Origin of the sequence: Liquorilactobacillus aquaticus DSM 21051 (assembly GCF_001436755.1) — a bacterium.
Lineage (GTDB): Bacteria > Bacillota > Bacilli > Lactobacillales > Lactobacillaceae > Liquorilactobacillus > Liquorilactobacillus aquaticus.
The window spans coordinates 315,304-328,073 of sequence record NZ_AYZD01000015.1; the positions used below are offsets into that span (position 1 = coordinate 315,304).

At 38.3% G+C, this 12,770-nt stretch carries 11 protein-coding genes; 1 reads left to right on the forward strand and 10 read right to left on the reverse strand.

Annotated features, from left to right (window positions below; translation table 11 throughout):
* Positions 1 to 3: 3 nt before the first annotated feature.
* The 9 genes from rsgA to gmk form a co-directional block, all read right to left on the reverse strand.
* Positions 4 to 879: a ribosome small subunit-dependent GTPase A gene (gene rsgA, locus FC19_RS04925; protein WP_057875877.1), complete on the reverse strand. Its 876-nt coding sequence runs from the start codon at positions 877 to 879 to the stop codon at positions 4 to 6.
* Positions 880 to 982: 103 nt separating this feature from the next.
* The gene (pknB, locus tag FC19_RS04930) at positions 983 to 2,971 is read right to left on the reverse strand and encodes a Stk1 family PASTA domain-containing Ser/Thr kinase (RefSeq protein WP_057875878.1); all 1,989 of its coding nucleotides are present in this window, start codon (positions 2,969 to 2,971) and stop codon (positions 983 to 985) included.
* The gene (locus FC19_RS04935) at positions 2,968 to 3,720 is read right to left on the reverse strand and encodes a Stp1/IreP family PP2C-type Ser/Thr phosphatase (protein ID WP_057875879.1); all 753 of its coding nucleotides are present in this window, start codon (positions 3,718 to 3,720) and stop codon (positions 2,968 to 2,970) included. Before FC19_RS04935 ends, pknB begins: the two co-directional genes overlap by 4 nt.
* Positions 3,721 to 3,736: 16 nt before the next feature.
* Positions 3,737 to 5,080 carry a 16S rRNA (cytosine(967)-C(5))-methyltransferase RsmB gene (gene rsmB / locus FC19_RS04940; protein WP_057875880.1) on the reverse strand — a complete coding sequence of 448 codons (1,344 nt, stop codon included), beginning with the start codon at positions 5,078 to 5,080 and terminating at the stop codon, positions 3,737 to 3,739.
* Positions 5,070 to 6,026 (reverse strand): methionyl-tRNA formyltransferase, encoded by a 957-nt coding sequence (fmt, locus tag FC19_RS04945; RefSeq protein WP_057875881.1) that lies wholly within the window; start codon positions 6,024 to 6,026, stop codon positions 5,070 to 5,072. The genes rsmB and fmt overlap by 11 nt, the downstream gene beginning before the upstream one ends.
* Positions 6,027 to 6,049: 23 nt before the next feature.
* Positions 6,050 to 8,467 carry a primosomal protein N' gene (priA, locus tag FC19_RS04950; RefSeq protein WP_083488367.1) on the reverse strand — a complete coding sequence of 806 codons (2,418 nt, stop codon included), beginning with the start codon at positions 8,465 to 8,467 and terminating at the stop codon, positions 6,050 to 6,052.
* A gap of 16 nt (positions 8,468 to 8,483) precedes the next feature.
* Positions 8,484 to 9,680, reverse strand: a complete 1,197-nt coding sequence (gene coaBC / locus FC19_RS04955; protein ID WP_057875883.1) for a bifunctional phosphopantothenoylcysteine decarboxylase/phosphopantothenate--cysteine ligase CoaBC — start codon at positions 9,678 to 9,680, stop codon at positions 8,484 to 8,486.
* Positions 9,681 to 9,954: 274 nt separating this feature from the next.
* On the reverse strand, positions 9,955 to 10,167 hold the full coding sequence (gene rpoZ, locus FC19_RS04960) for a DNA-directed RNA polymerase subunit omega (RefSeq protein ID WP_057735979.1): 213 nt from the start codon (positions 10,165 to 10,167) through the stop codon (positions 9,955 to 9,957).
* Positions 10,164 to 10,784, reverse strand: coding sequence for a guanylate kinase (gene gmk / locus FC19_RS04965; RefSeq protein ID WP_057875884.1), 621 nt, complete (start codon positions 10,782 to 10,784; stop codon positions 10,164 to 10,166). The genes rpoZ and gmk overlap by 4 nt, the downstream gene beginning before the upstream one ends.
* A 183-nt stretch (positions 10,785 to 10,967) precedes the next feature.
* Here gmk and FC19_RS04970 point away from each other — a divergent pair, with 183 nt between their 5' ends.
* Positions 10,968 to 11,285: a hypothetical protein gene (locus FC19_RS04970; RefSeq protein ID WP_057875885.1), complete on the forward strand. Its 318-nt coding sequence runs from the start codon at positions 10,968 to 10,970 to the stop codon at positions 11,283 to 11,285.
* A gap of 121 nt (positions 11,286 to 11,406) precedes the next feature.
* Here the strand turns inward: FC19_RS04970 and glnA are convergent, their stop codons facing one another.
* Positions 11,407 to 12,750, reverse strand: coding sequence for a type I glutamate--ammonia ligase (gene glnA / locus FC19_RS04975; protein ID WP_057875886.1), 1,344 nt, complete (start codon positions 12,748 to 12,750; stop codon positions 11,407 to 11,409).
* Positions 12,751 to 12,770: the final 20 nt, after the last annotated feature.

Genomic DNA, 12,770 nt, shown 5'->3' on the forward strand with positions numbered 1-12,770 from the left:
ACCTCATTTTTTATATTTAGGTTTTTGCCGTTTTAACTCGTTTTGAAATTGGACATAATTATTATATCTGCTTTCTAGAATCTCACCAGTTTGTACCATCTCCTTAACAGCACACTGTGGCTCATTCAAATGCAAACAACCGCGAAACCTACATTGATTTTGCTTTTCCGCAAAATCAATAAAAAGCAGTGGTAGTTGCTCTTTAGCAACGTCCAAAAGCTCAAAGGATGAAAAGCCAGGCGTATCAGCAATTAAGTTTCCCTCAATTGGCAGCAATGCTGTCTTGCGCGTAGTATGACGTCCACGACTAAGAGCCTTGGACACTTCACCTGTCTTGAGTTTCAAGTGTGGTGCTAACACATTGAGCAATGTTGACTTTCCCGCACCGGTCTGTCCCATAACAACTACAATATCATCTTTTATTCCGGTCAGAATCGCTCTAGGTGCATCACTTTTCGAATAAACGCATCGGTAATATTTTTGATAGTAAGAAATTACCATGCTCATCTCTTCCGATTCGGCAGAGGTAAGAAGATCTTCTTTTGAAAAATAAAGAATGGGTTTAATATTATTTTTTTCCAGCATCACGAGCTGTCGATCTAACAAATTACTTGAAAACGCAGGCTCCTTGCACGCAGTCACGACTATGGCTGCATCAATATTGGCGACTGGTGGACGTATCATTACATTCTTTCGCGGATATATTTTTAAAATATATCCCTCCTCTGGCTTTTTCGCTTTAAACTCAACCCAGTCTCCAACCAGCGGTGTTTGCCCTTTTTTTCTAAAATTACCTCGTGCACGTGTCCGATACTCTACACCATCAACTTCAATATCATAATAACCACTAAGCGATTGCCTAATTCTACCTTTTACCAAATTTCCGACCTACCCCTTCACATTCATTGACATTACCCTTTTCTTGTTGTTTAAAAAAGCTCTCCCAAACCACACTAATTGCTAATCTCACAAGCACTATAAGCTAATCTCCATTATGAGTAATATTATCACGCTCTGCGATAACAGTACCATCTCGAACAATTTTGTATTTGCCCGCGGCACCATTATTCAAAACAAATGGTAAAGTTATACTCGTGTCTTTTGTAATTGTAAGTGTCTCATAAACATCATCAAACTGATGATCTTTGTCCTGAAGATAAATTTCAATCTTATTTGTCTTGTCTCCATCAGAATTTGATGTTTGAACAGAATTATCATATGGGATTGCTACATTAAGATTAAATGAGTTGAGCTTGCTACTCGAACTTGAATTTTGACTTGAACTGCTTGATGAACTATTTTGTGTTTCTCCTGCGAGCGTAATTTCCAATGTTTGACCGCTTTGAACAACTGTTCCCGCCGCCGGATATTGTGAAACAGTTAAAACTGAACTGTCAGCACTTGAACTTGCAGAATTATTTTTAACTTTAAGAATCAACCCGAGCTCATCAGCATAATCTTGCGCACTTTTTTTAGTATATCCTGTAAGATCACGTAATACCATTTCCTTTGCGCCAGAACTAACAGTGAAAGTAACTGTTGTATCATTCCAGATAACTTTTCTCTTTTTTGAAATGCTTTGTCCTAAGATCTCACCTTTTGCAGCTGTATTGGAATATTCTTTTTCTTTCAGAACAGTAACACCTTTATTTTCTAGTTTATTCTTTACTGTAGTATATGATTGTCCTTTATAGTCGCCAAATTTAAATTTCTCTTGTCCTTTTGAAAGAATAAGATCAACCTTAGAACTTTGACGAACACTACTTCCTTCTTTGGGCTGGCTCGCAACTATTTGCCCGTAGTAATACTTACTACTGTATCGGTGTCTGACATTCCCAACTTTCAATTTTAAATCTCTTAACGTACTCTTGGCCTCGCCTTCCGTCATCCCCCGCAAATCAGGAATTTCAACATTCTTAGGAAGCATTAAGCCAATTGCTGTTGCCGTTGTCAACAAAATAAAAATCAGAAAGCTTATTCCAAAAACGAGCCATCTTTTTTTTCGACTCCATTTTTTCTTTTTTCCTTTTTTTACGCTACCTTCTGAGACATCTCTGTTGTTTTTTAAATCCTTTTCTCTCAGTGGTGTCAATATCTTAGTTTCTTCATCAATATTTCTCTCGGGCAGCCACTTCTTCTCACTTGAACGCATTAAGGATAACGCCGTACTTAAATCATTTGCCATCTCATTAACAGAGGTATACCGATCTGCAAGTCCCTTAGCAGTTGCATGCAAGACAACATTTTCCAGCGCCTGCGGGATGTGCTTATCAAAATCTCGCACAGAGGGCATTTCATTTTGAAAGTGCTTAAGTGCTATTGAAACTGCCGTTTCTCCTTGGTATGGAACTCTACCTGTCAGCATTTCAAAGAGGATAATTCCTAACGAATAAATATCCGATTGTTTAGTAATCGCACTTCCCCGTGCCTGTTCTGGTGAAAGATAGTGTACAGATCCCATCAATGTATTTGTCTGTGTTAGCGAATATTCAGAGGTAACGAGTGCAATTCCAAAATCAGTAATTTTGACCTGCCCATTGACATTTATCAAAATATTTTGTGGTTTTAAATCTCGATGGATAATATCATGTGCATGTGCTTCTGCAACTGCTGAGAGGATCTGTTCCATAATCCTAATAATACGTTCATATTTAAAAGGAAAGTTTTTCGCAATATAGCTTTTGAGGTCCATCCCACGTACATACTCCATTACGAGGTATTGCATCCCATTTTCTTCCCCGACATCATAAATGCTAACGATATTCGGGTGTGCAAGTTCTGTAAGTGAAATGGCTTCACGCTTGAAGCGGCGCACCGCACCTGGATCATCACGTAGATCCAGTCTCAATAATTTAACTGCCACTTCGCGCTTTAGAATCAAATCAAATGCGAGATATACATTAGCCATTCCACCCTCACCAAGGGTATTTTTGATTTTATAACGACCATTCAAAATATATCCCGTTTTCATCCTTCCGTCACCTCGGCCTCATTGTTTGACTGGGCAATTAAAAGCGTTATATTATCATTTCCTCCAGCCTCATTAGCAAGCTTAATCAGGAGTCGGCATTTTTCTTGTAATTTTGTCTGTGTCTGCAAAACCTTCGCAATCTGTTCATCTTCTACCATATTGGTCAAACCATCAGAACATAATAAAAGCAAATCTCCATCTTCCAATTCTAATATTTTTTCATCTAGGTTAGCCTTGGCAGAAACACCCAATGTTCGTGTGATTATATTTTTTTGCGGATGATGCTTCGCCTCTTCTGAGCTGATTTGGCCTCTTTTAACTAATTCGTTTACAAAGGAATGGTCCTCTGTTAGCTGTGTTAGTTCTCCCTTGCGGTATAAATATCCTCTGCTATCTCCAATATTAGCTAACAAGTATTTACCACCAAAGAACATAGCACATACTAAGGTTGTTCCCATTCCATTTAAGTCTTTATATTGTTGAGCTCGTTCTAAAATCATTTGATTTTCCTTACGAACTTCAAGGGATAGCCACTCCTTACCCTTTCGTGGTTCGTTGAAGCTAGTCGTTTCAAACCGATAACCCAAATGTGAAACAGCCATTTCAGAAGCTACATCTCCACCTTTATGCCCTCCCAGACCATCCGCAACAACTGCGAACTTGATTCCCACTTTATTCTGAAATAATCCAACATAGTCTTCATTCCTAGTTCTTATATGGCCAATATCGCTTTCATAAGCAAATTCCACTGAACTTCACCCCAATCTAATGTAGACGTGTTAATGTTGCAATAAAGAATCCGTCTGACCCATAATCATCTGGATAAATATCTAAGGTCTTCATAGCTCGACTGCCCTTAATATTATTAATTGTCTCAGTTTTACTGCACGCAAATTCAGTATGTTCTTTTAGAAATTTTTGAATAACATCCTGATTCTCTTCATCCATTATTGAACATGTACTGTATGTTATTTTTCCACCGACTCTCACTAAATCAGCAACCTTATTTAGAATCCCCAATTGAACTCGTTGCAAATTCATTAAATCATCTTTTTTCTTCTGATATCTGATTTCAGGTTTGCGTCTCATTAAGCCCAAACCTGAACATGGTGCATCAACTAATATTTTGTCAAATACTTGAGGCTCGAATAAAGATCCAGCATTTCTTGCATCCATCTTCAATGCAGCAACTTTATTTACCGAACCGCATCTGCGTGCATTATCCATAATCAGCTTAACTTTATGCTTATGTATATCTAATGCAGTCACTAATCCATTGACTAATTTGTCAGCAATGTGTGTCGTTTTCCCCCCTGGAGCCGCACAAGCATCTAAAACAACGTCCTGGGGCCGGATATCCATTGATTCAACCACAAGCGTTGCACTCTCGTCTTGTATCACTATCTTTCCTTGCTTATAGCTTTCACTTTCAGGCACAAATCCTTTTGTGATGATTAAACTGGATGGAGACACTGGACTTTCCTCAAATTCTAAATTTTCGCTTTTCAGCCCCTCCAAAATTTCCTTCTTGGTATTATTTGAAGTGTTAATCCGCACTGCTTGATGAGGATGCTTATTGATTGAATTCAAAATATTATCTGTTTTTTCAGCGCCATTTTGCTCAATTAACTTGAGAACCAGCCACTCAGGAACACTAGCTTCCAGCGAAAGCTTTTTATTATTATCCGACACATCCTTAAAATCCCGCACTCCGTTCCTCAAAACGGCATGCAAAACTCCGGTAGTAAACTTGCGAATTCCGTCGTGACCTTTATACTTTGCAATTTCAATTGACTCATTCAAAATAGCATGGTCAGGGACCTTGTCCAAGAACTGCATTTGATAAAGTGCGCTTAATAGTAATTGTTTAACCCAAGGAATAATTTTTTTCTCTTTTTTCACAAAAGGTTCAAGCCAATACTCAAGTGTCATTCGATGCTGCAGAACACCATATATTATATTAGTCAGCAGATTAGCATCTCTCTTCGAGAGTGTATTTTTTCTAATTGCTTGGTCCAATACAATATTGGAATATGCCCCTTCCTGTTCAATTCTCGTTAATAGTTCCACAGCTAAAAAACGGACAGAACTCTGAATTTTATTTGCCATTTACGATCACCCTTTGTCCAGTTTTAATATTCTGTCCTATACCATTCAAATAATCAGTTACCTTCATCCGTGGTTTACCCGCTGGCTGCAAAATATCAATTTGATAAACAGTTTTTTTTGCAGCAGCGACTTTTATTTGGTGTTTGTCAACAGCAACAACACATCCGGCTTCGAGATCAGTTTCTTCTTCGAGTGGTGTAATCTGCCATAATTTAGTCCGTTTTCCATTGAACATTTTAAAATATGCTCCCGGCGCTGGTCTTAATGCTCTGATTTTCCAATCCAATTCTTGGGCTGTTTGGTTCAAAGCAAGTTCCTCTTGCGCAGGTGAGATGATAGGTGAGAAGCTGACTGCTGATTCATCCTGCGGTTTTGCTTGAATTTTACCATCAACTAAATTCGGAATCGTTTTCAGCAGTAGATCCCGCCCTAAAACACTCATCTTTTCAAAGATAGTTCCAGTATCATCTTTGCCAGTTATCGGCATCTCTGCTTGTGCTAGCATATCTCCAGCATCCATTTTTTTTATCATATATATGATTGTTACGCCGGTTTTGTTTTCCCCGTTCATGATGGCATATTGAACAGGTGCACCACCACGATATTTTGGCAGTAGCGAACCGTGTACATTTATTGCACCAACTTTAGCTGCCTCAATTAGTCTATCTGGTAAAAATTGCCCAAATGCAGCCGTAACGATCAAATCAGGAGCAAGAGCAACAATCTGTGCCAACTCCTGACTACCGGCTATTTTTTCAGGCTGTAAAACTTTGATTTTGTTTTCCAAAGCAACCTTTTTAACCGGTGATGCTGTTAATTTTCGTTTCCTCCCTGTAAGGCGATCCGGCTGAGTGACAACAGCTTTAATATCGTAATTTTTCTTAATCAAGCCTTCTAAAATCACAGATGCAAATGCAGGTGTTCCCATAAATACAATTGATGTCATTCTTTTCTTCTCCATTTCTTTTTTTAAACAAAATTGAGTGGTTCTCTGTCAATCATTATTTTAATTCCATCACGTTCATCTTTTTGACTCTTATGCAGAACTTCATCGAGGTATGCAAATAATTTATTTTCGTGCTTATACTTTACTATTATTTGATAAAAGTATCTATTATTAATCCTAGCGACAGCTTGCGGTGTGGGACCTAGAACCACAGCTTGCTGACTAAGATGCTTTTTTATTTCCCCATAAATTTGGTACATTTTCTTAGCAGCTTGATCTTCATCGCGCGAACTTGCAGTGATTTGGACTGTATAATAATATGGCGGATATACACCTTGGTGTCGAATTGACATTTCCTTCCTGAAGAAAAGCTCGTAATTTTGTTCTTTTGCCAACTTAATAGCATAGTGATCGGGATTATATGTCTGGATGATCACCTTGCCCATCTTATCAGCCCGTCCCGCTCGTCCGCTAACTTGTGTTAACAACTGGAAGGTTTTCTCGCTAGCACGAAAATCAGCCATTCCAAGAGCTGTGTCAGCATTTAAAACACCTACAAGTGTAACATTGGGATAATCTAAACCCTTAGCAATCATCTGCGTTCCTAGCAAAATATCAGCTTCATGTTGTCCAAATTTGTCTAAAATTCTCTTATGTGCACCCTTGCGGCGGGTTGTATCAACATCCATCCTTAAAATTTTTGCCTGTTTAAATATTTTTTTCAACTCTGTCTCAACTTGCTGCGTTCCCGTTCCATAGTATCGGATTCGACTGCCATTACAACTAGGACAAGACCGTGGTATTGGCTCCTCGTGACCGCAATAGTGACATTTCATCGAATGTGTATCCATATGCAGAGTTAAGGATATATCGCAATTGGGGCATTTTAAGACAAAACCGCAATCACGACACATCATAAAAGAGGAATAGCCTCTTCTATTCAGCATCAAAATAATCTGCTCATCCCGTTCAAGTGTCTGTTGAATATTTGTAAGCATTGCCTTTGAAAAATTCATGTTATTAGAAAAATGTGCCTCTCGTCGCATATCAATGACCGTAACTTGAGGAAGGGGCTGCTGGTTGACCCTTGTATCCATATGAAGCCAACGATACACTCCTTTTTGAGCCCGAGCTCTTGACTCCAATGAAGGGGTCGCACTTCCAAGCAGGACGGGACAGTGATGATATTTTGCTCGCCATTTAGCAATATCTCGTGCATGATAGCGTGGCATATTATCTTGCTTGTAGCTTGCTTCATGTTCCTCATCTATAATAATAACTCCAATATTTTTCAACGGAGCAAAAACAGCTGAACGTGCTCCGACAACAACCTGCGCCTCATTTTTTTCTATTCGCCGCCACTCGTCAAATCTTTCACCGCTTGATAGACCACTATGAAGCAATGCTACCTTTTTACCAAAACGTGACGTCACACGTTCAACCATCTGAGGAGTTAATGCTATTTCTGGAACAAGCATTAAGGCCGTCTTCTTATTGGTCAGGGCATTCGCTATAACCTGAAGGTACACCTCAGTTTTTCCACTTCCAGTTACTCCTTGCAAAAGAAATGTGGTTGCCTTTTCACGCTTCATCTCGCTAACAACCGTTTCTACAGCTTGATTTTGTTGAGAAGTGAGCATTTTAGGGAGGGTCCGCGTTATATTCAAATTCTTTCTTGGATCACGGTATTCCTCAATTTTTTCACGTGTTAACCAGCCCTTCTTTTCGCCGGTTCGTAACACATTGGAGGATAGATTTGTTGCTTTTTCCACTTTTCTTTGTGGCATCATCTCATTTGGATGTGATTCTAAGAATTTTAGCAATTTCTTTAAGTTGTCAGCGTTGGCTCGCAATAAAGCTCTTTCCTTTACAACACTGGCTTCCGTCAAAATTGATTTAATTGCAATTATTTTTTTGACTCGTGCCTTATCTTTAACTGTGTACCGAATCTCAACCTTATTTTGTTGACGCGCTTTGATCAACTGGCCTAGAATCCTAGTAGGAATTTTTTGTTCATCAAAATCTTTTTCACCCTCTCCCGAAAAAAAAGATTTTACATCTTTGTTAATGTCATTTGACAGCAAAACTAGTTTCTTTTGGTACTGTGCACGCATTGCACTAGGCAGCATTGCCTGCATACAGGTTATTCGAAAAGAAAAAGTTTCTTGTGCCATCCACTCAGCCAATTTTAAACATTCCTGGTTTAAAACTGGAGCTAAATCAATAACTGAAATAATTTTTTTTAATTGACCTTGATATTTTGGATTATCAAAAATGCGAACGACGAATCCTTGGATCAATCGATCTCCCTTTCCAAAGGGAACAATAACACGCATTCCAATACTAATTCGATTTCTTAGATGTTCATCCACTTTATATGTGAAGGGTTTATCTGTTTGCATCGTCGGTACGTCTACAATTATTTCTGCATACTGTGTAATGTTAAACGACCTTCTTTCAGAAACCAATTATGCAATCAAAAACTTTTGCTGCTATACGCTTTTTATCACTTTTTCCGATTAAGACTGGTTTATGATCTGGACGCAAAAAAGTAACTTCATTCTGATCGCTCCCAAAACCAATGTCTGCACGCGAAACATCATTTGCTACTAATAGATCTACATTCTTTTCCTGCATTTTCCGCGAAGCATTTTCTAAAAGATTTTGTGTCTCAGCAGCAAAACCAACTAAAATCTGCTTATTCTTTTTTTGTCCTAAGCTCTTTAAAATATCAACATTTTTAACTAGTTTTATTTCTAAGGTAGCGCTTTTCTTTTTTATTTTTTGAGTTGCCGGTTTTTCAATCCGATAATCTGAAACGGCTGCAGCCATAATTACAATGTCCATTTGTTCAAAAAATTTATTAACTTCTTCAAACATCTCAGCAGTCGTAATGATAGATATAAAATTGACATTGGAAATTTCCGGAAGATTAGTTGGACCAGAAATCAAGGTTACTTCCGCCCCTCGTTCCACAGCTGTTTGAGCTAAAGCATAACCCATCTTACCAGTTGAACGATTTGTGATATACCTCACAGGATCAATTGTTTCAAGTGTTTTCCCAGCTGTGATAAGAATTTTTTTTCCTGTCAAATCTTTGACCGTTGAAATTTGATTTTTATTTTCTTGCTTTATCCATTTTAGAATGGTACTTGTTGAGGGTAATCTGCCCTTTCCTTGATACCCTTCTGCCAGAAAACCGACATCAGGGTCCAACACTTTGATACCATCCATTCTTAAGCTCTTAATGTTACGAGTAGTTGCCTTGTTTTTCAACATTTTTTCATTCATAGCTGGAACAACAAATTTAGGGCAGTCCGAAGCCAATAACGCGCTTGTAACAAAATCATCGGCCAATCCATGGGACATTTTAGCGATTACATTCGCTGTTGCAGGAATGATAACGGCCGTATCCGACCAATCCGCTAATTCTATATGCGGTACAATTTCATCATCGGTAACCAACGCTTCATCTGTGTAAACACGATGCCGGCTCAGTGTTTTAAATGTCATAGGTGTAATAAATTTGGTTGCTGACTTGGTCATTGCGACTCTAACCTTTGCCCCATCTTTAACTAAAGCTCTTACGAAATAAGCTGCTTTATAGGCCGCTATTCCCCCTGTTATATACACAGCTACGTGTCTGTTTTTCACGTTGTTTCCTCCTTTAAACTCATTCTCCTTATTGTATCAATTTTAAATTTCTTTTTTAAGACTTTCATCCCTAAAAAATGTATTTCATCAACTGGATAACACCAGCTTTATTGAAAGACAAGCTTTCAGATAGCAAAATAAGAGAACCACGACAAATCCAACCAATGCCTCACTATACTGAGTCAAAAAACCTTCAATATATAAGACACACGCTGACTTTATCTCGATTCTCTTATCCGCTGTACTTAAACCTTAGCTATTTCTTCTAATAAGCTCACACTTTTTCACGTTCATCAGGATCAATGATCAAATCTCCACTAACAACTTCCTCCAGCGCCTTACCGACGTTTTTTACTGATTTATATTCACTCAACATTGGCAAAGCACCAGCATCAAGCTCATGTGCCCGTTTGCTAGCCAGCATAATCAGTGAATAGCGTGAATCAACTTTTTCTAGTAAATCATCAACAGATGGATATAAAATCATTTTAAAACATCTCCTAATTGTTTTTTATAGTCTGGTAAAAAGCGTTTTACACGCCAACGTTCTGCTCGAATAATTGTTTTGATTTTCTCAACAGCAGACGGAACTTCATCGTTAACAACGGCGTAATCATAATTCTGCATCATTTCAATTTCATCAACTGCTTTTTCCATGCGTTTATCAATCGTTGCTAAATCATCTGTCCCTCTTTCAATAATGCGATGGCGTAATTCCATCAAATCCGGCGGTGTTAAAAAGATGAACAACCCATCAGGCGATTTTTCTCTAACCTGCATGGCACCGTTGACTTCAATCTCCAAAAAAACATCTTTTCCACTATCAAGCATCTCATTAACATATTTTAATGGTGTACCGTAATAATTGTCAACATATCGCGCGTATTCTAACATACCACCTGAAGCAATTTCACTTTCAAACTGTTTTTTTGAAACAAAAAAGTAGTCACGACCATTGACCTCACCGGGTCTCATAGCCCTTGTAGTCATCGAAATAGAATAATGAAATTTGTTACCATCCTGCTCAAAAATAGCTTTTCTCACAGTTCCCTTCCCCACTCCCGAAGGACCAGACAGTACGATCAGCATTCCCCTTTTAGACATGTTTTTAATTTCCCCTCTAAAATAATGTATTAAGTTAATAATGTGCTATTTTGTGTGTTTTTTCAAGCATATCTTGACAAAATTCAATTATTATTTCATTTAAACTTAAATACCCCTTGCAAATTCGAACATTTGTTCTTATAATAGCATTATCGAACATTTGTTCTGAAAGGAGTTAATACCATGCTTGAACTAAAAAAGACAACTTTTCAGCAATTAACGCACACACTCCAAAATCAATTCAACCTTGTAGAAGTAAATAAAACCAGTTCTTTCCAGCAAATGCCTAAATTTCAGTTAAACTTTTTCATCGAGCAGGCCAGCCAAAAACATAAAATGATCAAAATGTGCTTACTTGACAACAAAAACAACGAGTTTTTAGCAACTGGCTACATTGCTTGTAGCAGAAGCAAGAAGAACTACTTCAAATTAGATAGTTTCTCAACAAATATTTCATACCTAGTAAACTTGGAACAGATAAAATACGTATCTCTAGCTTAACATTTATCTAGCTAGACATAAAAGAGCACCAGCACATTCACACTTCATGAATACGCTGGTGCCTTTTTTGTTCTTTCAAACACTTTCAGTTAAGTAAATTTCTAACACTTAGAGGTGAAGCTTAATACAGTTCTAAGTATTGATCTCTTTCCCATTGTGACACTTCTTGGCGGTACGCTTCCCACTCAAGACGCTTACCTTCAAGGAAACTCTGATACAAATGCGGTCCCATTGATTTTGCAATAACATCGTCCTTTTCAAGTGCTTTTAGAGCATTATGCAATGTTGATGGCAAATCAGTGATACCATTCGACTCACGCTCTTCTTTATCCATAACATAGATGTTGCGATCAACTGGCTTAGGCGGCTCAATTTTATTGCGAAGGCCATCAAGACCAGCCTCAAGGATTGAAGCAATTGCTAAATATGGATTTGCTGAAGGGTCAACACTACGCAATTCCAGACGTGTCGATAAGCCACGCGCAATTGGGACACGTACGAGTGGTGAACGGTTACGGCCAGACCAAGCAACGTAGACCGGTGCTTCATAACCTGGAACCAATCGCTTGTAAGAGTTCACTGTTGGGTTTGTAATAGCTGTGAAACTGCGTGCATGTTTCAAAAGTCCACCAAGGAAATAACGTGCTTTTTCAGACAACTCCATATTGTCGTTTTCATCAAAGAACGCATTCCCATTCTTATCAAAGAGTGACATGTTAATATGCATACCTGAACCATTGATTCGATCCAATGGCTTAGGCATGAATGTCGCATGTAAGCCATGTTTCCTTGCGACCGTTTTAACAACCAATTTAAATGTTTGAATATTATCACAAGCATGAAGTGCATCCGCATACTTAAAGTCAATTTCATGCTGGCCCGGTGCTACTTCATGATGAGATGCCTCAACATCAAAGCCCATATTTTCAAGTTCAAGCACAATATCACGACGACAGTTCTCGCCAAGATCAACTGGTGCTAAATCAAAATAACTTCCCTTATCATTCAAATCCGTTGTTGGTTTCCCAGTTTGAGGATCGAGCTTAAACAAGAAAAATTCTGGCTCAGGCCCGATGTTAAATTCGGTAAAACCTAATTTTCTCATTTCGGAAAGAACGCGAATTAAATTGTTGCGGGGATCGCCAACGAAAGGTGTGCGGTCTGCGTTATAAACCTCACAAATGATACGAGCAACTTTACCATGCTCATTTCCCCAAGGAAAAATCATCCATGTTGAGAGATCTGGATACAACCACATGTCACTTTCTTCAATACGGACAAAACCATCTATTGATGAACCATCGAACATCAACTTGTTATCTAGAAGCTTGTCTAATTGACTGATCGGAACCTCAACATTTTTAATAACACCGTACAAATCTGTAAACATCAGGCGCAAAAACTTAACATTTTCATCTTTCGCGATTTTTCGAATGTCATCCTTTGTATAACTAGGTTTTACCATTGTGAATCACTCCTTATCTG